18 protein-coding genes are annotated in these 20,775 nt (G+C 69.9%); 12 read left to right on the top strand and 6 right to left on the bottom strand.

Annotation, left to right across the window (positions count from 1 at the left end; translation table 11 throughout):
- Window positions 1–31: 31 nt before the first annotated feature.
- A complete protein-coding gene (locus tag K5S26_RS06805; RefSeq protein WP_221857204.1) occupies window positions 32–1,033 on the bottom strand; it encodes an AAA family ATPase in 1,002 nt (333 codons plus the stop codon).
- A gap of 67 nt (window positions 1,034–1,100) precedes the next feature.
- On the opposite strand from K5S26_RS06805, the gene K5S26_RS06810 reads away from it, so the two are divergent.
- From K5S26_RS06810 to K5S26_RS06845, 8 genes are all read left to right on the top strand, one after another.
- A complete protein-coding gene (locus K5S26_RS06810; RefSeq protein ID WP_221857205.1) occupies window positions 1,101–2,573 on the top strand; it encodes a type I restriction-modification system subunit M in 1,473 nt (490 codons plus the stop codon).
- Window positions 2,570–3,670 (top strand): restriction endonuclease subunit S, encoded by a 1,101-nt coding sequence (locus K5S26_RS06815; RefSeq protein WP_221857206.1) that lies wholly within the window; start codon window positions 2,570–2,572, stop codon window positions 3,668–3,670. The genes K5S26_RS06810 and K5S26_RS06815 overlap by 4 nt, the downstream gene beginning before the upstream one ends.
- Window positions 3,670–4,383, top strand: a complete 714-nt coding sequence (locus K5S26_RS06820) for an NYN domain-containing protein (RefSeq protein ID WP_221857207.1) — start codon at window positions 3,670–3,672, stop codon at window positions 4,381–4,383. Before K5S26_RS06815 ends, K5S26_RS06820 begins: the two co-directional genes overlap by 1 nt.
- A 214-nt stretch (window positions 4,384–4,597) precedes the next feature.
- Window positions 4,598–8,011: a DEAD/DEAH box helicase family protein gene (locus K5S26_RS06825; protein ID WP_221857208.1), complete on the top strand. Its 3,414-nt coding sequence runs from the start codon at window positions 4,598–4,600 to the stop codon at window positions 8,009–8,011.
- A 119-nt stretch (window positions 8,012–8,130) separates the two neighbouring features.
- The gene (locus tag K5S26_RS06830; protein WP_221857210.1) at window positions 8,131–8,937 is read left to right on the top strand and encodes a TerC family protein; all 807 of its coding nucleotides are present in this window, start codon (window positions 8,131–8,133) and stop codon (window positions 8,935–8,937) included.
- A gap of 129 nt (window positions 8,938–9,066) precedes the next feature.
- Window positions 9,067–10,353 (top strand): adenylosuccinate synthase, encoded by a 1,287-nt coding sequence (locus K5S26_RS06835; RefSeq protein ID WP_221857212.1) that lies wholly within the window; start codon window positions 9,067–9,069, stop codon window positions 10,351–10,353.
- Window positions 10,354–10,516: 163 nt separating this feature from the next.
- Window positions 10,517–11,809, top strand: coding sequence for a lactonase family protein (locus tag K5S26_RS06840; protein WP_308122831.1), 1,293 nt, complete (start codon window positions 10,517–10,519; stop codon window positions 11,807–11,809).
- Window positions 11,810–11,949: 140 nt separating this feature from the next.
- Window positions 11,950–12,282, top strand: a complete 333-nt coding sequence (locus K5S26_RS06845) for a chorismate mutase (RefSeq protein WP_308122819.1) — start codon at window positions 11,950–11,952, stop codon at window positions 12,280–12,282.
- Window positions 12,283–12,284: 2 nt separating this feature from the next.
- On the opposite strand, the gene K5S26_RS06850 is transcribed toward K5S26_RS06845, so the two are convergent.
- Genes K5S26_RS06850 through K5S26_RS06860 form a run of 3 tightly spaced genes read right to left on the bottom strand, consistent with a single transcriptional unit; the run spans window position 12,285 to window position 14,340 of the window.
- The gene (locus tag K5S26_RS06850; RefSeq protein ID WP_221857217.1) at window positions 12,285–13,025 is read right to left on the bottom strand and encodes a hypothetical protein; all 741 of its coding nucleotides are present in this window, start codon (window positions 13,023–13,025) and stop codon (window positions 12,285–12,287) included.
- A complete protein-coding gene (locus tag K5S26_RS06855) occupies window positions 13,022–13,951 on the bottom strand; it encodes an ABC transporter ATP-binding protein (RefSeq protein ID WP_221857219.1) in 930 nt (309 codons plus the stop codon). The genes K5S26_RS06850 and K5S26_RS06855 overlap by 4 nt, the downstream gene beginning before the upstream one ends.
- Entirely contained in the window at window positions 13,948–14,340 is a 393-nt protein-coding gene (locus K5S26_RS06860) for a GntR family transcriptional regulator (RefSeq protein WP_221857221.1), read from the bottom strand. The genes K5S26_RS06855 and K5S26_RS06860 overlap by 4 nt, the downstream gene beginning before the upstream one ends.
- A 140-nt stretch (window positions 14,341–14,480) precedes the next feature.
- Here K5S26_RS06860 and K5S26_RS06865 point away from each other — a divergent pair, with 140 nt between their 5' ends.
- From K5S26_RS06865 to K5S26_RS06880, 4 genes are all read left to right on the top strand, one after another.
- Window positions 14,481–15,935: a lyase family protein gene (locus K5S26_RS06865; protein WP_221857222.1), complete on the top strand. Its 1,455-nt coding sequence runs from the start codon at window positions 14,481–14,483 to the stop codon at window positions 15,933–15,935.
- Window positions 15,936–16,037: 102 nt separating this feature from the next.
- Entirely contained in the window at window positions 16,038–16,451 is a 414-nt protein-coding gene (locus tag K5S26_RS06870) for a GreA/GreB family elongation factor (RefSeq protein WP_221857224.1), read from the top strand.
- Between the two features lie 98 nt (window positions 16,452–16,549).
- Window positions 16,550–17,896, top strand: coding sequence for an NADP-specific glutamate dehydrogenase (gene gdhA, locus K5S26_RS06875; RefSeq protein ID WP_221857226.1), 1,347 nt, complete (start codon window positions 16,550–16,552; stop codon window positions 17,894–17,896).
- A 139-nt stretch (window positions 17,897–18,035) separates the two neighbouring features.
- The gene (locus tag K5S26_RS06880) at window positions 18,036–18,866 is read left to right on the top strand and encodes a DUF4303 domain-containing protein (RefSeq protein ID WP_221857228.1); all 831 of its coding nucleotides are present in this window, start codon (window positions 18,036–18,038) and stop codon (window positions 18,864–18,866) included.
- Between the two features lie 124 nt (window positions 18,867–18,990).
- Here the strand turns inward: K5S26_RS06880 and K5S26_RS06885 are convergent, their stop codons facing one another.
- Together K5S26_RS06885 and K5S26_RS06890 are read right to left on the bottom strand one after the other, a co-directional pair.
- Window positions 18,991–19,341 carry a YciI family protein gene (locus K5S26_RS06885; RefSeq protein WP_221857230.1) on the bottom strand — a complete coding sequence of 117 codons (351 nt, stop codon included), beginning with the start codon at window positions 19,339–19,341 and terminating at the stop codon, window positions 18,991–18,993.
- On the bottom strand, window positions 19,338–20,645 hold the full coding sequence (locus K5S26_RS06890; protein ID WP_221857231.1) for an RNA polymerase sigma factor: 1,308 nt from the start codon (window positions 20,643–20,645) through the stop codon (window positions 19,338–19,340). The genes K5S26_RS06885 and K5S26_RS06890 overlap by 4 nt, the downstream gene beginning before the upstream one ends.
- Window positions 20,646–20,775: the final 130 nt, after the last annotated feature.

The raw sequence follows: 20,775 nt of genomic DNA on the forward strand, positions 1-20,775 counted from the left end.
CTGAGGGGCGGTCGCGAGCGGCGGGCCGGGATCAGGGCGTCGGGACCGCGGCGAAGATCGCGTCGATGATCTCCTCGCTGCGCACGCCGTCGGCCTCGGCCTCGAAGTTGAGCAGCACCCGGTGGCGCAGCACGAGGTGGCGCAGCGCGCGCACGTCCTCGGGCAGCACGTGGGCCCGCCCGTTCAGCAGCGCGAGGGCGCGCGAGGCCTGCAGGAACGCGATCGACCCGCGCGGGCTCGCGCCGTAGGCGATGTAGCGCGCCTGCTGCTCGCCGATGTAGGGCGCCGCGTTGCGGGTGACGTAGCCGATGCCCACGATGTAGTTGCGGATCGCGGGGGACACGTGGATGCGCCGGGCGACGTCCTGTAGCAGGTGCACGTCGTCCAGCGTGACCGACGTGTGCACGTGGTTCTCGGGGTCCAGCGCGCCCGAGTCGATCCGCTCGAGGACCTCGAGCTCCTCCTGAGGGCTGGGGTAGTCGACGATCTCCTTGATGAGGAAGCGGTCCATCTGCGCCTCGGGCAGCTCGTACGTGCCCTCCTGCTCGATGGGGTTCTGCGTCGCGATCACGAGGAACGGCTTGGGCAGGCGGTGCACCTCGCCGCCGATCGTGGTCTGGCGCTCCTGCATCGCCTCGAGCATCGCGCTCTGCGTCTTCGCGCTCGACCGGTTGATCTCGTCGAGCAGTACGAAGTTGGCGTGCACGGGGCCGAGGACGGTGCGGAACGACCCGGTGCTCGCGTCGTAGATCTGGGTGCCCGTGATGTCGCTCGGCAGCAGGTCGGGCGTGCACTGGATGCGCTTGAACTCCGCGGCGACGGTGTCGGCGAGCGTCCAGGCGGCGGTCGTCTTCGCCAGCCCCGGCACGCTCTCGAGCAGCACGTGCCCGCCCGCGATCAGGCTGATCAGCAGGCTGGTGCGCAGGCGCTCCTGCCCGACCATCTTCGACGAGTACGACTCGGACACGACCCGCAGCACCTCGGCGGCGCGGGTCATCTCGCCCGCGCTCGGCGCGGCGGCTGGCTGATTCATGCGTCCCTCCCCGGCGCCAGCCTAGCCGCGGGCATCCGACGTCCGAGGGGCGCCGTAGGCTCGTTCCGTGATCACGGGCGAGCTGAAGAGCAGGATCGATCGCGTCTGGGACGCCTTCTGGTCGGGCGGCATCTCCAACCCGCTCGAGGTGATCGAGCAGATCACGTACCTGCTGTTCCTGCGTCGTCTCGACGACCAGCACACCGATGCAGAGCGCGAACTGCGCCTGACCGGACGCACCGAGCGACCGATGCCGTTCGGGCAGGATCAGGACCACCTGCGCTGGTCGCGGCTGATGGCGAATGGCGACAGCGAGCAGGTCTTCCGGACCGTCGCGGACGAGGTGTTCCCCTTCCTGCGGCGGGTCGGCGCAGAGGTCGCGGGAGAGGAGACCACGTACTCGGGTCACATGCGCGACGCGCGCTTCACGATCCCGTCGGCGGCGCTCCTGAGCAAGGTCATGGACATGCTCGACGGCATCCCGATGAGGGATCGCGACACCAACGGAGACCTCTACGAGTACCTGCTGTCGAAGATCGCTTCGGCGGGCGTGAACGGCCAGTTCCGCACACCCCGGCACATCATCCAGCTGATGGTCGACATGATGGCGCCGGCGCCCGGCATGGAGATCGTGGATCCCGCCTGCGGCACCGCAGGCTTCCTGATGGCCGCGTCGGAGTACATCCGCGACAAGCACCCCGAGGCCCTCGTCGACGCGGCACAGGCGAGGCACTTCCACCACTCGGCGTTCCACGGCTTCGACTTCGACTCGACCATGCTGCGCATCGGGTCGATGAACATGCTGATGCACGGCGTGAACGCTCCCGATATCCGCTACCGCGACTCGTTGTCGGAGGGGGCGGCGGGGGACGCCGGGGAGTTCGATCTGATCCTCGCGAACCCACCGTTCGCCGGATCGCTCGATTACGAGGCGACCAGCAAGGATCTGCAACGGGTCGTGAAGACGAAGAAGACCGAGCTGCTGTTCCTCGCGCTGTTCCTGCGGCTGCTCAAGACGGGCGGGCGAGCGGCGGTCATCGTGCCCGACGGCGTGCTGTTCGGCTCGAGCAAGGCGCACAAGGACCTGCGCCGGATGCTCGTCGACGAACACCGGCTCGACGCTATCGTGAAGCTGCCGTCGGGTGTCTTCAAGCCCTACGCGGGTGTCTCCACGGCGATCCTGTTCTTCACCAAGACGGGCGCGGGCGGCACTGAGGACGTCTGGTTCTACGACGTGCGCAGCGACGGCTTCTCGCTCGACGACAAGCGCACGCAGCTGGGCTCGTCCGATCTCGATGACGTGCGCAAACGATGGCAGAACCTCGCCGGCGAAACCGATCGTGCGCGCACCGACCAGTCGTTCCTCGTGCCGGTCGACGACATTCGCGCGCAGGGCTACGACCTCTCGATCAACCGCTACAAGGAGGTCGTGCACGAGGAGGTCGAGCACCGCCCTGTGGCCGACATCCTCGGTGACGTTGAGCGGCTCAACGCGGAAATCGCTGACGGCGTGAAGGAACTGCGGGGGCTGCTCACGTGAGGACGGTTGGGTTCGGCGATGCCTTTGTGGATGTTTCAGGGGGCAACCGTAAGATTCCACTTTCTGAACTCATGCCGGATGGTGCTCTGCCAGTGGTTGATCAGGGCAAGTCAGTGATCGCGGGATACACGGATGACTATGCCGCGGCTGTTTCCACTCCTGGGCCGCTGATTGTTTTCGGCGATCACACCCGGGCTGTGAAGTACGTCGACTTCCCGTTTGCGATGGGTGCCGACGGAACGAAGCTCCTACAGGCGCGCGAGGATTTCGACGCGAGGTTCTTGTTCCATTTCTTGCGTGGGCTCGACATCCCGAGTGCCGGTTACTCGAGGCACTTCAAGTTCCTCAAGGACTCGCAAGTACCGCAACCCGCTGTCCCGGAGCAGCGCCGCATCGCGGCGATCCTCGACGCGTCTGATGAGGTCCGCGCGAAGCGCCGCGCCCAGCTCGCCCACCTCGACGAGCTTCCACAGGCGCTGTTCCACGAGATGTTCGATGGTGTGCAGGCGGAGCACCAGCTGGAGGAGGTGGCGCAGGTTCAGGGTGGGTTGCAAGTATCAGCGAAGCGTAAGGCTTTGCCGGAGTGCGTGGCGTACCTCCGGGTAGCCAACGTTCACCGCGGGCGTCTTCGCCTAGATGAGGTAAAGACGATGCGAGCGACACGCGTTGAAATCGAGCGTACGAGGCTGACGTCGGGTGATCTGCTGTTCGTTGAAGGGCATGCAAACCCGCATGAGGTTGGACGGGTCGCGGTCTGGCCCGGCGCGGACGGCGTCTTCGTGCACCAGAACCATCTCATTAGGGCTCGTCTTGACCGCGGGAAATGTCTCCCGGTCTTCGCGGCACACTGGCTCAACTCTTCGCAGGGCGCTGGGCACTTTCAACGGTATGGAAAGACAACGTCGGGACTCAACACAATCAGCACGGGTGTCGTAAAGTCTGCGCCGATCCCCCTCCCGTCCCTCTCGCTCCAGCAGGAGTTCGCGGCCAAGGTCGAGGCGATTCATGCGGAGCGGGCCCGCGTCGCCCACGCGCTCGAAACGGACGACGAGCTGTTCGCCGCGCTCCAGCACCGCGCCTTCCGCGGAGAACTCTGATGGAGGAGCCGTCGGCGCGACCCACCGTGGCTGTGTACGTCGATGGCTTCAATCTGTATCGCCGCCTACTCGAAGGTCAGCCACAGGACAAGTGGCTCGACCTCGAAGCCCTTGCCGAACGCGTGCTGCCCGAGTTCGACGTGATCGCGGTTCGGTATTTCACCGCGGTCATCAAGCCCCTCCCGGGCAAGGACCGAAGCGCGCCTCAGCGTCAACAGGCGTATTTGCGAGCGCTCCGCACACGGCCGCGTACGAGCATCTTCGAGGGCAAGTTCCGGATCGATACGCGGGTGATGCCGGTGCACCCCGTTGAGTTGCGGTCGGACGGCACCGCGAAGACGGTGAAAGTGAAGAAGACCGAGGAGAAGGGCTCCGACGTCGCCCTGGCGAGCATGCTCCTCATCGACGCGATGCGCGGCATCGCCGATTGCTTCGTCGTGATCAGCAACGACTCGGACCTCGTGATGCCGATCCGCATGGTCAAGGAAGAACTCGGGCGGCAGATCGGACTGCTCTCCCCGGTCGATGAGAAGCGTTCGAGCAACGAGCTGCGCCAGCTCGACCTCGACCTGTTCCGTCGCGTGCCTGTGGAAGCGCTCGCTGAGTGTCAGCTCCCTGACGAGTTGCAGGACGAACACGGCGTCGTGCGGCGGCCCGAGAAGTGGAGCATAAATTCCGAAGGCCCCGCCGAAGCGAGGCCTTCTAACCAGTAGCCGAAGCATCTGGGGGTGTACGCACCACACTAGCCGATACCGGCTCGTGAGGTAACTAGCTATCCCGAAGGAAGACATCCCCTGGACGTCTTTTCGCTGGCCACCTACCGGCCAGGCGTAGCACCGGCTGCAGACATTCCCCAGGCCCGACGCATCGTACGACGTCACCACCCGCCGATACGCTGATCCTGCGCTGCGGATGATCGGGGGACGGGTGAGCAACTTCGCGTTCATTCGGGCCGAGTGGCCCGAGCTGTATGAGTCGTGCCAGCGGGCGGAGTCGTACGTCGTCTCCGATCCGCAGGCGGCGGGCAAGTATGCGCGCAGCGCGGTCGAGGCCCTCGTCGACTATCTGTTCGTCGACGTGTTCGGCCTGCCAGAGCCGTATCGCAGCGACCTCAATGCGCGCATGAACGACAACGCGTTCAAGGTGCGCACGTCGGTCATCAACGCCAAGCTCAACCTCATCCGACGGGTCGGCAACGACGCCGTGCACGAGAAGCGCCGGATCTCGCAGCAGGAGGCGCTGGGCATCCTGCGCCACCTGTTCGACGTGCTGGTCTGGACGGTCAAGCACCACTCGACCTTCCCGCAGGCCGCACCCCTCGGCTCCGCGTTCGACGAGGCGATCGTGCAGCGCAGGGCGCCCATGACGTCTGCCGAGCGCGTCGCGCTGGCCCGGCTGTTCCGGGACGAGCAAGAGGCAGCGCACAAGGCGATCGCCGAGCGCGACGCGCGGCTCGCCGCGCACGAGGCGGAGATCGCGACGCTGCGGGCCCAGATCGCCGCGGCCCAGAACGCCGACACCACCGCCGACACGCACGACTACCGCGAGGACGACACGCGTGCGCAGCTGATCGACCTTCTCCTGCGCGAAGCCGGATGGGCGCTCGACCAGCCCCGGGACCGCGAGTACCGCGTCGACGGCATGCCCGTGATCCCGGGCGTGAACGACTCCGGCATCGGATTCGTCGACTACGTGCTGTGGGGATCCGACGGACTGCCGCTCGCGATCGTCGAGGCCAAGCGCACCAGCACGGATCCCTCGGCAGGAGCACCTCAGGCCGCGCTCTACGCCGACCGGCTCGAAGCGGCGACGGGGCGCCGGCCCGTGATCTTCCTCAGCAACGGCGACCGGCACCAGGTCTGGGACGACGCGTCCGGCTATCCGCGCCGCTCCGTCGCAGGCTTCTTCACCCGAGACGAGCTCGAGCTGATGGTGCAGCGTCGCGCGCTGCGGCGTCCGCTCACCGCGGCGCCGGTCGACACCGCGATCGCGGGGCGCCCGTACCAGTTGCGCGCCGTCGCGAAGGTCGGAGAGCACTTCGACGCGCGCCAGCGTCGCGCGCTGCTCGTGATGGCCACGGGCACCGGCAAGACCCGCACGACGGTTGCGCTGGTCAAGCAGCTCATGGCGCAGGGGTGGGTGAGGCGTGTGCTGTTCCTCGCCGATCGCACCGCTCTCGTGACGCAGGCGGGCCGCGCGTTCTCGGAGCACCTGCCGGAGGTCGCGAGCGTGGATCTCACGGCGGACCGGCTCACGGAGGGACGGGTCTACCTGTCCACCTACCCGACCATGATGAATCTCATCGACACGGCGCGCGGTCCCGCCGGCGAGCGCCGCTTCGGCCCGGGGTTCTTCGACCTGATCGTCATCGACGAGGCGCACCGTTCGGTCTATCGGAAATACGGAGCACTGTTCGACTGGTTCGACGGGTTGCTGCTGGGGCTGACCGCCACACCAGTCGACGACATCGCCCGCAGCACGTACCGCCTGTTCGGGCTCGAGCCAGGGGTGCCGACCGACTCGTATCCGCTCGAGGAGGCGATCGCCGACGGCTACCTGGTTCGCCCGGACGGTCACGCGTACGACCTCGGCTTCCATCGTCGCGGCGTCCACTACGACGAGCTCTCCGAGGAAGAGCGCGAGGAATGGGACGCGATCGACTGGGACGAGGAGGCCGACACCCCGCAGGATCCGCCGACCGACGTCGAGGCCGCCCGGGTGTTCCGCACGCTGTTCAATGCCGACACCGTCGACAAGGCGCTCGCGGAACTGATGCGGCACGGACACCACGTGGCGGGCGGGGACCGGCTCGGCAAGACGATCGTCTTCGCGAAGAACCAGCGGCACGCCGACTTCATCAGGGAGCGTTTCGACGCGCAGTATCCCCACCTCGGCGGAGGTTTCGCGCAGGTCATCACGCATGCCTCGTCCTACGCGCAGAGCCTGATCGACGACTTCTCACAGCCGGCGAAGGCGCCGCACATCGCGATCAGCGTCGACATGCTCGACACCGGAATCGATGTGCCCGAGGTGCTGAACCTGGTGCTGTTCAAGGACGTGCACTCGACCACCAAGTTCTGGCAGATGATCGGCCGTGGCACCCGGCTCGCGCCGGACGTGTTCGGCGACAGCGGCGATCCGGCCCATGATGACAAGTCCGATTTCCGGGTGTTCGACTTCTGCGGCAACCTCGACTACTTCCGCCTCGACCCCGCCGACCGCGCCGCCTCCGTGTCGGTCTCCCTGGGGCAACGCCTGTTCGCGACGCGCGTCGCGCTCGTCAGCCGGATCGCGCCGGGAGACGATCGGGGCGAGGCGCGGGCGAGCGCCGCGGCGTGGCTGCGCGACTTCGTCGCCGGCATCCCGATCGACTCGTTCCTCGCGCGGCCCCACCGCCAGCTGATCCGGCGATACGGTGACCTGGCTGCATGGCAGGAGTCGCTCGGCATGATCGAGGCGGGCGACCTCGCCGCCTCGCTCGGGCCGCTGCCGACGGCGGTGACCGACGATGACGAGCAGGCCAAGCGCTTCGATCTCATCGTGCTGCGCCGCGAGCTCGCCCAGCTCGAGGGCGACGACGCCACCGCCGCGCGCACGCGTGCGGCGGTGCAGCAGGTCGCTCGCCTGTTGCTCGAGAAGCAGACGATCCCTCAGGTGCGGGACCAGACGGAGCTGCTCGAGGAGCTGATCGGCGATGACTGGTGGGACGGCGTCACGCTCGCGATGCTCGAGCACGCCCGCCGGGCGCTGCGCGGGCTCGCACAGTTCCTGGACAAGAGGACGCGCAGGGTGGTCGTCGTCGACTGGGAGGACGAGGTCGGCGCGGGCCGTGCCGTGGACCTGCCCCTGGTCGCGGTCGGCGTCGACCAGGCGCGCTTCCGCGAGAAGGTGACCGCGTACATCCGCTCGCACCTCGATCACCTCGCCATCCAGCGCCTGCGTCGCAACCAGCCCCTGACGCACACCGATCTCAGTGAGCTGGAGCGCATCCTCATCGAGCAGGGCGAGGGGACGCCGGAGGCGCTGGCGAGGGTCACCGGCGAACGCGGCCTCGGGATCTTCATCCGCTCCCTCGTCGGTCTTGACCGGTCCGCCGCCGAGGCGGCGTTCGCCGCGCGCCTTGCGTTCGGCGGGCTCACCGCCACGCAGATGGATTTTCTGCGCATGGTGGTCGACGAGCTGACCCGCCGTGGCGAGATGGATCCGAGGCGATTGTTCGACAGCCCCTACACCGATCGGCAGACGACCCGTATCGACTACGCGTTCCCCGACGAGAAGCACCAACAGGTCATTGTGGACGTGTTGCGAGCTATCGAGGATACGGCGCGACCGGCGGCCTGACCCCGGGGGCATAGCGCGGCGCGTCCCGCCCGGCGCCACGATCGGGCTCCGAGACGCGGGGAAGACCTGCCCGGCGTCCAACGCGGGGAGAACCGCCGCGCGTGCCGGATGATGTTCGCATGGAGTTCGCGCTCGAGTTCACCCCGGACCTGCTGGTCGTCTTCCTGACGCTGTTCGTCCTCGAGGTGGTGCTCGGCGTCGACAACGTCATCTTCATCTCGATCCTCGCCGGCAAGCTGCCCCAGGAGCAGCAGGCGCGGGCACGCACCCTCGGGCTCACCCTCGCGATGCTGATGCGGATCGTGCTGGTGCTCTTCGCCGGCTGGATCATCACGCTGCAGGACGACCTGTTCCACGTCTTCGGCCTCGGCTTCTCGGGCCGCGACCTCATCCTGATCGCCGGCGGGCTCTTCCTGCTCTACAAGGCCGTGCACGAGATCCATCAGCGGCTCGAGGGCGAGGACGACCACGGCTCCGCGGCCGGGGCGAAGGCGACGTTCGGCGCGGTCATCGCCCAGATCCTCGCGCTCGACCTCGTGTTCTCGCTCGACTCGGTGATCACCGCCGTCGGGATGACCTCCAACCTGGTCGTGATCATCTCGGTCGTCGTGCTGTCGTTCGCGCTCATGCTGTTCGCCGCCCGCCACATCTTCACGTTCGTCAACAAGCACCCCACGGTGAAGATGCTCGCGCTGGCGTTCCTGGTGCTGATCGGCGTGTTCCTCATCGCCGACGGCTTCGGCGTGCACATCGACAAGGCGCTCATCTACGGCCCCATGGCGTTCGCCATCTTCGTCGAGGCGCTCAACCTCATCGCGGCCGCGCGCCGTCGTCGCCGCGGCGGCACGACCACCGACACCGTGCAGCTGCACAGCGGCTACACGAAGGAGGAGGAGGCCGAGGCGGTGCGCCGCTCCGGCTCCTGAGCGCCGCCCGTCCCTCGGGGCGCCCGACCGGCCGCCGATAGGATGACACGGGAGGGCGGCGCGCGAGCCGGATCCTCCGCCGGGAGCCGTGCGGGCGTCCGGGCCCACCGACCCATCAGGGGGTAATCCATGCCAGGCATCGTGATCGTCGGAGTGCAGTGGGGCGACGAGGGCAAGGGCAAGGCCACCGACCTGCTCGGTGAGCGCACGGACTGGGTGGTCAAGTTCAACGGCGGCAACAACGCCGGCCACACCGTCGTCGTCGGCGGCGAGAAGTACGCCCTGCATCTGCTGCCGTCGGGCATCCTCTCGCCCGGCGTGAACGCGGTCATCGGGAACGGCGTGGTCATCGACCTCGAGGTGCTGTTCGCCGAGCTCGACGCGCTGTCGGCGCGCGGCATCGACGTGTCGCGCCTGCGCGTCAGCGCGAACGCGCACGTCATCACGCACTACCACCGCACCCTCGACAAGGTGACCGAGCGCTTCCTCGGCAAGCGGCAGATCGGCACCACGGGCCGCGGCATCGGGCCGGCCTACGCCGACAAGATCAACCGCGTCGGCATCCGGGTGCAGGACCTCTTCGACGAGTCGATCCTGCGCCAGAAGATCGAGGCGGCGCTCGACCAGAAGAACCACCTTCTGGTGAAGATCTTCAACCGGCGGGCGATCACGGTCGACGAGATCCTCGAGGACCTGCTGTCGTACGCCGACCGCCTGCGGCCGATCGTGGCCGACACGGGCCTGCTGCTGAACGACGCGCTGAACGCCGGCGACGTGGTCGTCTTCGAGGGCGGCCAGGCGACCATGCTGGACGTCGATCACGGCACCTACCCGTTCGTGACCTCGTCGTCGGCGACCGCGGGCGGCGCCGCGACCGGCTCGGGCGTCGGACCGGGTCGGCTGGACCGCATCGTGGGCATCGTGAAGGCCTACACCACGCGCGTCGGCGCGGGCCCCTTCCCGACCGAGCTGTTCGACGAGAAGGGCGAGTGGCTGCGCAAGACCGGGTTCGAGTACGGCACGACCACCGGTCGCCTGCGCCGCACCGGCTGGTACGACGCCCCGATCACCCGGTACGCGACGCGCGTGAACGGCATCACCGACCTCGTGCTGACGAAGCTCGACGTGCTGACCGGCCTCGACGAGATCCCGGTGTGCGTCGCGTACGACGTCGACGGCGTGCGCTTCGAGGAGGTGCCGGTGAACCAGACCGACTTCCACCACGCCAAGCCGGTGTACGAGACCTTCCCCGGTTGGAGCGAGGACATCTCGTCGGCCCGCACGTTCGAGGAGCTGCCGCAGAACGCGCAGGACTACGTCCTCGCGCTCGAGGGCATGAGCGGCACGCGCATCTCGGTGATCGGCGTCGGCCCCGCCCGCGACGCGGTGATCGTGCGTCACGACCTCGTCGACTGACCCGCATCCGCGACAATCCCTCTTTGCGCCGACAATCCGCGTGCTGCCCGGATTGTCGGCGTACAAATGAATTCTCGGCGCGACAGCGACCGGTGAGGAAGGCGGAACGTTGAGGTTCTGGATCGGGGCGCGCGGCGCCGACATGGGGTCGGAGGCGCGCGGGATCATGGCCGCTACCGCCGGCGACGCCGCATCGCCGCTGGCCGGCGGTCCGCTGGCGCTCACGGGCGACGCCGTGCCGGCGCTCTCGCCCACGTGGCTCGCCGCGCATCCGTCGCTCGACGTCGTCTACGCCGCCCTGGAGGGTGAGGGGCGCGTCGCCGCGTTCCGGCGTACCGGCGAGGCCACCCTGGCGCCGCTCGGCGCGACGGTCGACGCCGGCGAGACGACCTGCCACGTCACGGTCGCCCCGGACGGCTCGCACCTGATCGCCGCCGCCTGGGGTGACGGCGTGGTGACGCACGTCGCGCTCGACGCCGCGGGTCGCCTGGGCGCGCGCACCGAGGCGGAGCCCGCCGAGGACCCCTACGACGCGCCGCGACCCGCCCCCGACGCGACGGGCCTGCTGGACGAGCAGGGCGGCGTCGCCGAGCTGCGCGACCTCGTCGACCGCGGAGCCGACGCCTCGCAGCTCGCCGCGATGCTCGCCGGCTCGACGCCGACGCCCGCCATCGGCGCGGACGCGGGGCTGGACGAGGTGCTCGCCATCCTCGGCCAGTCCAAGAACCCGTTCGACGACCCCGCCGTCCGCGACATCCTGCGCGGCGGCCCGTCGGGCGGGGCGGCGGAGGGCGGCGCGTCCCCGCTCGCGGGTGCCGTCGACCTGGGCGGGTCGGCCCCCGCGGCCCCCGCCGATCCGCGCACCCCGCGGGCGCACTGCAGCGTGTTCTTGCCGCGCGGCCTGGTCGCCACGACCGATCTGGGCTTCGACCTCGTGCGTTTCTGGCGCTCGTCCTCGCGCGGCATCGTGCTCGACCACGAGGTCGCCCTGCCTCGGGGCGCCGGGCCCCGGCACCTGGCGCTGCATCCCAGCGGCCACCTCTACGTCGTGACCGAGCACACGTGCGAGGTGTTCGTGCTGGCCGCGGGGCCGGACGGGCGTTGGGCGCTGCGCTCGGGCGTCGCCGCCGCGCCGGGGTCGCTGCCGACCGACACCGCGGCCGAGCTCACGCGCTCGCGTGACGGTCAGTTCCTCTACGCGGGCCTGCGGGGGAGCGACACGATCGCCGTTCTGCGCGTCCGCGGTGCGGGGGAGCGTCTCGAGCAGGTGGCGCTCGTCGACTCGGGGATCCGCAAGCCGCGGCATCACGTGGTGCTGCGCGACGCGCTGCTCGTCGCGGGCCAGGACTCGGACGAGGTGGCGTCGCTGTCCGTCGACCAGCGCACGGGCGTCCCCGGCCGCGTCCGCCATCGCCTGGCGGTCCCGTCGCCGCAGCACATCCTCCCCGTCCGCTGATCCCCGGTCCCCGTCCCGCCCGGTCCCGGCCCCGCGCTTCGCCGTGCACGCGAGGACGGCGACCCGCCGCCGGCCGCGCCCGCCGGTAATCTCGAAGCATGCGGGTCGCCGCCCGCGACCAGATCGAGCGAAGGAACGAAGTGACCGAGTCGACATCCGACGCCGCGCCGACCGAGAGCCCCGAGGACACCCTGGCGCGCCTTCGCGCCAGCATCGACAACATCGACGCGGCGCTGGTCTATCTGCTCGCCGAGCGGTTCCGCGCCACCCAGCAGGTCGGTCTGCTCAAGGCGCGTCACGAGATGCCGGCGTCCGACCCGCGGCGCGAGGAGCAGCAGGTCGCCCGGCTGCGGGCGCTCGCCGAGTCGGCGCACCTGGATCCGGAGTTCGCCGAGAAGTGGTTCAACTTCGTGGTGGCGGAGGTCATCCGCCACCACGTCGAGGCGGGCGCCGAGGCGAACCCGCGCCCCTGACGTCAGGCCGGCAGGCGGCGCAGGGTCAGGTAGGAGCCGCCCGCCAGCACGGCCGTCAGCAGCAGCCCCCACAGGGTCAGGCCGAGCGCGCCGGTGTCGAGGATCCACTGCCAGACCTGCGGCCACGCCTCCTGCAGCGTCACCAGCGCGACGAACCCGAGAAGGACCACGACGATCCCGAGGATCACGACCGTGAGGCCGAGCGGGCCCAGCCGCCGGTTCACCGTCGCGAACCAGAAGCCCACCACGAAGAACAGCATCGTGGTCGTGAAGAACGTCAGCCACGCGGCGGCGATGCCGGCCTCCCACAGCCAGGGGATGTAGGCGAAGTAGCCGTTCAGCCCGTAGCCGTCGTTCGCCTGCTCGAGCAGCCCGATCAGGATGAACACGGTGGCCATGGCGGCGGCGCTGATGGCGGCGGCGATCAGGGTGCCGAGGTAGAACTCGCGCCTCGTCACGCTCATCGCCTGCGAGAACGGGAACGTCAGGGTCATGGCATAGATGCCGACCACCAGGTAGTACCAGAGCGGCGCCTGCGTGCCGCCCGCGATCATCACGGTCTCGCCGCCGACGGTGTTGACGAGCCAGTAGATGAGCAGGGTGATGCCCCACGCCCCGCCCAGCACGATGAGCGGGATCCAGATGAAGGTCTGCCGGTTCACGTACTGCAGGCGCACGACGCCGAGCACCCGGCTGTGCGGCCTGCGCGCGGTGGCGGGACGGGCGGTGGCGACGGCGGTCATCGGAGTTCTCCTTCGCGGTCGGCGGCGTGGTCGTCCACGGCCGCGGGCGCCCCGGGTGCGGGCCGCTGGGTGGTGCGGACGATGAGCTGCTGGAGCGAGACGGGCGCGAGCTCGAGGCCCGCGGCGGCGGCCTCGGCCCGCTCGGACGGCGAGAGCGCGCCGAGGAACGTCACGGACGCGACGCGGCCGAGGCTCTCGCGGTGGATCACCTCGCGGTCGCCGACGAGGGCGTCCACGGCGGCGCCGTCGCCCACGAGGTTCGTGGCGTGCTCGCGGGCGTCCTCGGTGGACTCGTCCATGATGATCCGGCCCTGGTCGATGACGAGCACGCGCTCGATGAGGTTGGCGACCTCGTCGATCAGGTGGCTGGACAGCAGGACGGTGCGCGGGTGCTCGGCGTAGTCGGACAGCAGGCGGTCGTAGAAGATCTGCCGCGCGACCGCGTCGAGGCCGAGGTACGGCTCGTCGAAGAAGGTGATCTCGGCGCGGGAGGCGAGGCCGATGATCACGCCGACGGCGGACAGCTGACCGCGGGACAGCTTCTTGATCGTGGTCTTCATCGGCAGCTGGAAGTCGTCGATCAGGCGCGCGGCGAGGTCGTCGTCCCAGTTGGGGAAGAACAGCCGGGCCGATGCGAACGCGTGCGTCGGGGTCGCGTCGTCGGGGTACTTCTGGCTCTCGCGGACGAAGCACATCCGGCTCAGCACCCGGGCGTTCTCGTACGGGCTCTCGCCGAAGACGCGCACGGATCCCGACGTGGCCGAGTTCTGCGCGGTCAGGATCGACATCGCGGTGGTCTTGCCGGCGCCGTTGCGGCCGAGGAAGCCGTAGATGGTGTCCTTCTCGACGTCGAAGCTGACGTCGTCGAGGGCGAGCTTGTCCTTGTAGCGCTTGGTGAGGTTCCTCACCTCGATGACGGCGGTCATGCGCGGCTCCGTTCCGTGTGGTCGCGGTCGGTCGTGGCGCCGTGCTCGCGGACGAGCGCGGCGAGGTCTTCGGGGCCGAGGCCGATCTTCCGTGCCTCGGCGAGCAGCGGGGCGACGTAGCGCTCGGCGAACGCGCCGCGTCGCTCCTGCAGCAGCAGCTCGCGGGCGCCTTCGGCGACGAACATGCCGATCCCGCGGCGCTTGTGCAGCACGCCCTTGTCGACGAGCATCGCGACTCCCTTCGCGGCCGTGGCCGGGTTGATCCGGTAGAAGGCCGCGAGCTCGTTCGTGGACGGTGCCTGCGTGTGGTCGGCGAGGCTTCCGTCGACGATCGAGTCCTCGATCTGCTCGGCGATCTGCACGAACAGCGGCTTTCCCTCTTCGATCACACCGTTCCTCCGGTTAGGTGGTTAGTTACTTGACTAAGTAACCCATGAACAGCGCCGGATGTCAACCGTCGCCCCGCGCGGCGTTACCCTTCTGGCATGGCCTCCGTCAGCGCCCCTCCCGCCAGGGGGCCGGTGCGCGCATGACCGACACGTCGCCGATCCCCCTTCCGCTCCCGTTCCAGGACTGGCCCGGGTCGGCGGCGCTCGCCGCCGACCTGACGATCGCGGAGGCGGCCGGCGACGCGGGGCGCTTCACCGACTACAGCGTGCCCGACGCGGGAATCCGCGCCCTCTACACGACCGAGAGCATCTGGCAGTCGTGGCTCGACGTCGAGGTCGCTCTCGCTCGGGCCGAGGCCGAGGCCGGCATCGTGCCGGAGGACGCGGCGCGGCGCATCGCTCAGGTGGGCCGGCTCTCGGCGCTGGACCGCGAGAAGGTGATCGCCGGGATGCGGGTCCAGGGACACCCGCTCGTGCCGCTGATCGAGGAGCTCGCGGAGGCGGCGGGCGAGGGCGCCGGCGGCTGGGTGCACTGGGGCGCGACGAGCCAGAACATCATGCAGTCCGGGCATGCGATCCTGATCGGGCGCGCCCACGCGATCGTCCACGACCTGCTGGTCGACTGCCTCGCCGCGCTCGCCGATCTGGCGGAGCGGTCCGCGACGATGATCATGCCCGGGCGCACGCACGGCCAGCACGCCGTGCCGATCACCTTCGGGCTGAAGGTCGCGACCTGGATCGACGACCTGTTGCGCGGCCTCGACCGCGTGGAGCACGGCGTGCGGCCCTGCCTGCGCGTCATGATGGCGGGCGCCGTCGGCAGCTTCGCCTCGCTGGGCGAGGTCGGGCCGAGGGTGCAGCGTCGCGTCGCCGACCTGCTCGGCCTCGAGCCGATGCCCGTGCCGTCGCGGGCGCTGCTCTCCCCGCAGTCGGGCTACATCTCCGACCTGGCGCTGCTGGCGGCCTCCTGCGCGCGCATCGCGATCGAGGTCGAGACCATGATGCAGACGGAGTTCGGCGAGGTGTCCGAGCCCGTGCCGGAGGGGTCGGTGGGCAGCTCGACCATGCCCCACAAGCGCAACCCCAAGCTGTCGTCCGACGTGCTCGACCTGGCCGCGCTCGTCCGCGCGACGGCGCCCGAGGCGGTGGCGTCCACGATCCACGCGCACGAGGCGGACGGGGGAGCCACCGGCAAGCTCGACGCGGCGATGCAGACGAGCCTCGTCGCGATGGGCGACCTGCTGATGCGGCTCAAGGTCATCCTCGAGGGGCTCGAGCTCTTCCCGAAGCGGATGCGGCGCAACCTCGAGCTCAGCGGCAGCCTGATCGGCTCCGAAGCCGTCATGCTGGCGCTCGGCGAGGAGATCGGCCGCGACGAGGCGCACCGCATCGTCTACGAGGCGGCCATGCGCTGTGCCACCGAGGGCGAGGACTTCGAGGGACTGCTGGTCTCCGACCCGCGGATCACCGTCGCGCTGCCGCCCGTCCGCATCCGTCAGCTGCTCGACCCGAGCGGCCACGTGGGCCTCGCCCCGCAGATCGCGCGGGAGGCCGCCCGACGCGCGCGACAGGCGGTCCTCGGCGACGACGACTGAGCCGCCGCCGGCCGCGACCGGTCGGGTCCGGGCCTCCTCCCGGTTCCGTAGTACGGTGAAGGTTCTGTTCTGCGCTGCCAGAGGTGGAAGGGGATGCGTCGCATGTCTCTCGCGAGCGATCCGCTGTGGATGACGTCGGAGGCGCTCACGAGCCTCCAGGACGAGCTGTCGGAGCTGACCCGCCCGGGTCACGAGCAGTCGTCCGAGGAGACGGCCCGAGCCGTGCGGCTGCGCGAGCTGATCCGGCGCGCCGAGGTCGGCACGAAGCCGGACGACGGTCTCGTCGAGCCCGGCATGACCGTGACGGTGCGCTTCGAGGCCGACGGCTCGACGGAGACCTTCCTGCTCGGCGACCGCGAGCTGCTGGGCGGACGCGAGGACGTCGACGTGTCGTCCCCGTCGTCTCCCCTCGGCTCGGCGCTGAACGGCCGCCACGTCGGCGACCGCCTCTCGTACAGCGCGCCGAGCGGTAGCCTCATCGAGGTCACGGTCGTCTCGGCCGTCCCCTTCGTCTGACGCGATCGCGTCAGCACCGGCCGACGTCGCCCGGTATCCACCCCCTGCACGCGGGTACGTCCCCACCGACCCGCGCCCCGATGCTGATGGAGAGCCCCATGCCGCAGCTGCACGTTCACCTTGTCCCGATCTTCGACGAGATCGTCCGCCGCAATCCCGGAGAGTCCGAGTTCCACCAGGCCGCCCACGAGGTGCTCGAGAGCCTCGGCCCGGTGGTGCAGAAGCACCCCGAGTACGCCGACGCCGAGGTCATCCGGCGTCTGTGCGAGCCGGAGCGGCAGATCATCTTCCGGGTGCCGTGGGTGGACGACGCGGGGCGCACGCAGGTGAACCGCGGCTTCCGGGTGGAGTTCAACTCGGCACTCGGCCCGTACAAGGGCGGCCTGCGCTTCCACCCGTCGGTGAACCTCGGCATCGTGAAGTTCCTCGGGTTCGAGCAGATCTTCAAGAACGCGCTCACCGGCATGCCGATCGGCGGCGGGAAGGGCGGCAGCGACTTCGACCCGAAGGGCAAGTCGGACGCGGAGGTCATGCGCTTCTGCCAGTCCTTCATGACCGAGCTGTATCGCCACATCGGCGAGTACACGGACGTCCCCGCGGGCGACATCGGCGTGGGCGGCCGCGAGATCGGTTACCTGTTCGGCCAGTACAAGCGCATCACGAACCGCTACGAGTCGGGTGTGCTGACCGGCAAGGGCATCAGCTGGGGCGGCTCGCTCGTGCGCACCGAGTCGACCGGCTACGGGACCGTGTTCTTCGTCGACGAGATGCTCCGCGACCACGGCGACTCGTTCGACGGCAAGCGCGTCGTCGTGTCGGGATCCGGCAACGTCGCCACCTTCGCGATCGAGAAGGTCCACCAGCTCGGCGGGCGCGTCGTCGCCTGCTCGGACTCGGCGGGCTACGTCGTGGACGAGGACGGCATCGACCTCGACCTCGTCAAGGACATCAAGAACGGCCGCCGCGGCCGGATCAGCGAGTACGTCAACGAGCGCACCGGCGCGCACTACGTCGACGGCGGGTCGATCTGGGACGTGCCGTGCGACATCGCGCTGCCGTCGGCCACGCAGAACGAGCTGGGCGCGGACGGCGCGGCGGCGCTCGTGCGCGGCGGGGTGAAGATCGTCGCCGAGGGAGCGAACATGCCCACCACCCCCGACGCGATCCGGGTGCTGCGCGAGGCGGGCGTGATGTTCGCGCCCGGCAAGGCGGTCAACGCCGGCGGCGTCGCGACCAGCGCGCTGGAGATGCAGCAGAACGCCTCGCGCGACTCGTGGACGTTCGAGCACACCGAGGAGCGCCTGTCCGAGACCATGCGCGCGATCCACGACCGCTGCCTCGAGACCGCCGACGGCTACGGCACCCCGGGCGACTACGTGGTCGGCGCGAACATCGCCGGCTTCACGAGGGTCGCCGACGCGATGCTCGCCCTCGGCGTCATCTGACGGCCGTCGCGGGGAGGGCCACGCCGCTTCCGCGAGTGCCGTATGGCACTCCCGCGTCCCGGCGCGATCGGCGGCGACCGCCCTCTCTCTGCGAGACTGCCGTCGGGCGACGAGAGGGGTGACCGAGCTGGATGACACGATGCGCGTCGTGATCGTCGTTCGCGGCGTTCCTTCCGGGCGGGGGCTGATGGGCCTGCACCGTGCTCTCGGCATGGGCCTGTCGGAGGTCCGGGCGCGGATCCAGACCGGGCGGCCGCTTCTCGACGCCGAGTTGTTCCGCGACGATCACGACGAGGTGTCGCGCGTCGTGGAAGCAGTTCTCGAGCAGCTGGCAGAAACCGACCACTCGATCCACGAGTGCGCCGGTCGTGAATCGCCGTCACCGACGAACGAGGTCACGATAGAGGTGTTGCGACAGACCCTCTCCGGTCTTGCTCCCGAGGCGGCCGGTTCCGCACCCGGCGAGCCCGACCCCGCGCTGACGGCTTCGATCGCCGATGCCACGAGGAAGGCGATCACGCGACTGCGCTCGCAGGCGTCGGGGCCCTTCTGCGTGTACGCGCTCCTCACCTCCGGAGAGGCGCTGCGCCCCTATCTGTCCGTGACGCTTCACGGTCCCGGCCGGTGGGACCTCGCCGACAGCCCGTTCGCGCTCGCCGGGGACGAGTTCTTCGCGCCGTTGGCTCAGGTCTACGACGCACGAGGCGACCTGTTCGACATGGCACCCGCGGACGCCGACGCAGAGTACTGGCGACGTCTCGCCTCTATGGAAGCCGCCCTGCACGCGCTGGACGACGAGGGCTTCTTCGGCGTCGGTGCAGAACGGGCCCAGACACTGCTGCTGGTGTCTCCGATGCCGCCCGACCACTCCGACGCAGGATTCGCGCGCAGACTCAATCCTCCCGGCGAACTCCTCAGCGCCTGGCTGGATGAGGCCGCCGAGGGGTATCCGCGCGCTTCGACACGGTGACAACGCCGGTGACAACGCCGGCGACCACATGGTGTCCTCCCCGTCGCGGCTTCGAAGAGGATCGCCGAGCAGGCGAACGCGCGCGGCTCGTCCGCGCCGGGAGAGAGACCGTGGCGGTGCCGGCTCACTCCTCCCAGGGAAGGGGGACGACCGGCAGGATGAAGACCTTGCCGAGCAGGGCGCTGGGGTGCTTCGCCATGTACCTCGCGGCCTCGCCGATCGTCTCGGCCTCGAGCACGTCGTAGCCGGCGAACCACTCCTTGAACTCGGGGAAGGGGCCGTCGGCGATCAGCGTCTCGCCCCCGCGCACCGCGACCGACTTGGCCCGCTCGGGGCCGGCGACGGGAGACCCGTCGCCGAGGCGCCCGTCGGCTCTGCCCTCCTCCAGCCAGTCGTCCAGCATCCGCTGGTCGTCGGCCTGCGGCAGCGGCGAGGCGGACGAGTCGGTCATGTGGATGACGAGGTACTTGTTCACGAGTGTTCTCCTTCGGTCGGCGTCGGCGCCGTCGTCGCCGACAGGTCGCGGCGGCCGGTCAGGTGGACGACCTCGGCGCTGTTCTGCGCGAGGGCGATGGCGCGGTCGTAGGCCGACCGGGCCTCGGACGCGCGGCCGAGCAGGCGCAGCAGCTCCGCGCGGGTGGCGTGGAACGCGTGGTGCCCGGCGAGCCGTTCTCCGAGCGCGTCGACGATGGCCAGGCCGGCGCGGGGAGAGCGCAGCTCGGCGACCGCGATCGCCCGGTTGAGCGTCACGACCGGGCTCGGATCGAGACGCTCCAGCTGCTCGTAGAGGGCGACGATCCGTGCCCAGTCGGTGTCCCGCGGGTGCCGTGCGGAGACGTGCACGGCGTTGATCCGGGCGAGCAGCTGGTGGCGCCCCGCACGGCCGGTGCCGCGTCGCGCGATGTCGGCTCCCTCGCCCACGAGCGCCAGGCCCTCGTCGATCAGGGCGCGATCCCACGCCCGTCGGTCCTGCTCGTCCAGCCGTACGAGCTCGCCGTCCGGCGACAGCCGCGCCGGGGCGCGGGCCTGCGTCAGCAGCATGAGCGCGAGAAGGCCCGTGACCTCCCCGTCTTCCGGACGCAGCTCGCGCAGCAGGCGGGTCAGGCGGATCGCCTCGCCCGTGAGGTCGTGGCGGAGGGGCGCGGAGCCCGGGCCCGAGGTGAGGTACCCCTCGTTGAAGATCAGGTACAGGACGGTCAGCACGCCCCCGGTGCGCTCCGGCAGGTCGGCCGCGCGCGGCATGCGGTACGGCACCCCGGCGGCCTTGATCCTGGCCTTCGCGCGGGTGATGCGCTGCCCCATCGTCGTCTCCTGCACGAGGAAGGCGTGGGCGATCTCGGCCACGGTCAGCCCCCCGACGATGCGCAGGGTCAGGGCCGCGCGCGCATCGAGGGACAGCACAGGATGGCAGCACGTGAACAGCAGACGGAGCCGGTCGTCCTCCACGGCGCCGACCTCCTCGGCCGGCGAGTCGTCGCGCAGTCTGAGCGCCTCGCGCTGCTTCTCGTCGCGCCGCGTCTCCCGGCGGAGCCGGTCGATCGCCCGGCGGTGCGCCGTGGTGGTCAGCCACGCGCCGGGATTGGGCGGCACCCCGTCCTGCGGCCAGCGCTCCACCGCCGTGGCGAAAGCGTCCGCCGCCGTCTCCTCGGCGATGGACAGGTCGCCATAGCGGCGGGCGAGCCCCGCGACGATGCGAGCCCATTCCTCTCGGTGGACGCGCGCGATCGCGTCCGCGACACCCTCGCGTCCTGCCGTCGCACGGAGCGTCTCGTTCGCCATGATCGCTCCTCGGGGTGTCCGGCGGTCCGGCGACCGCGCCTGACAGTGCCACGAACGGCACCGCTCCGATTCGACACGTCCGTCGTCCCCGATTCAAGGGGTGCGGGCGTCCGCTCGTCGTCGGAACGCG

The sequence above is a fragment of the Microbacterium marinilacus genome (assembly GCF_019753765.1).
In the GTDB taxonomy this organism is placed as follows: Bacteria; Actinomycetota; Actinomycetes; order Actinomycetales; family Microbacteriaceae; genus Microbacterium; species Microbacterium marinilacus.

Coding starts and splice junctions, on each gene's coding strand:
- K5S26_RS06805 (WP_221857204.1), bottom strand. CDS start 1,033: ATGAATCAGCCAGCCGCCGCGCCGAGCGCGGGCGAGATGACCCGCGCC.
- K5S26_RS06820 (WP_221857207.1), top strand. CDS start 3,670: ATGGAGGAGCCGTCGGCGCGACCCACCGTGGCTGTGTACGTCGATGGC.
- K5S26_RS06830 (WP_221857210.1), top strand. CDS start 8,131: ATGGAGTTCGCGCTCGAGTTCACCCCGGACCTGCTGGTCGTCTTCCTG.
- K5S26_RS06835 (WP_221857212.1), top strand. CDS start 9,067: ATGCCAGGCATCGTGATCGTCGGAGTGCAGTGGGGCGACGAGGGCAAG.
- K5S26_RS06850 (WP_221857217.1), bottom strand. CDS start 13,025: ATGACCGCCGTCGCCACCGCCCGTCCCGCCACCGCGCGCAGGCCGCAC.
- K5S26_RS06855 (WP_221857219.1), bottom strand. CDS start 13,951: ATGACCGCCGTCATCGAGGTGAGGAACCTCACCAAGCGCTACAAGGAC.
- K5S26_RS06865 (WP_221857222.1), top strand. CDS start 14,481: ATGACCGACACGTCGCCGATCCCCCTTCCGCTCCCGTTCCAGGACTGG.
- K5S26_RS06870 (WP_221857224.1), top strand. CDS start 16,038: ATGTCTCTCGCGAGCGATCCGCTGTGGATGACGTCGGAGGCGCTCACG.
- gdhA (WP_221857226.1), top strand. CDS start 16,550: ATGCCGCAGCTGCACGTTCACCTTGTCCCGATCTTCGACGAGATCGTC.
- K5S26_RS06880 (WP_221857228.1), top strand. CDS start 18,036: ATGCGCGTCGTGATCGTCGTTCGCGGCGTTCCTTCCGGGCGGGGGCTG.
- K5S26_RS06890 (WP_221857231.1), bottom strand. CDS start 20,645: ATGGCGAACGAGACGCTCCGTGCGACGGCAGGACGCGAGGGTGTCGCG.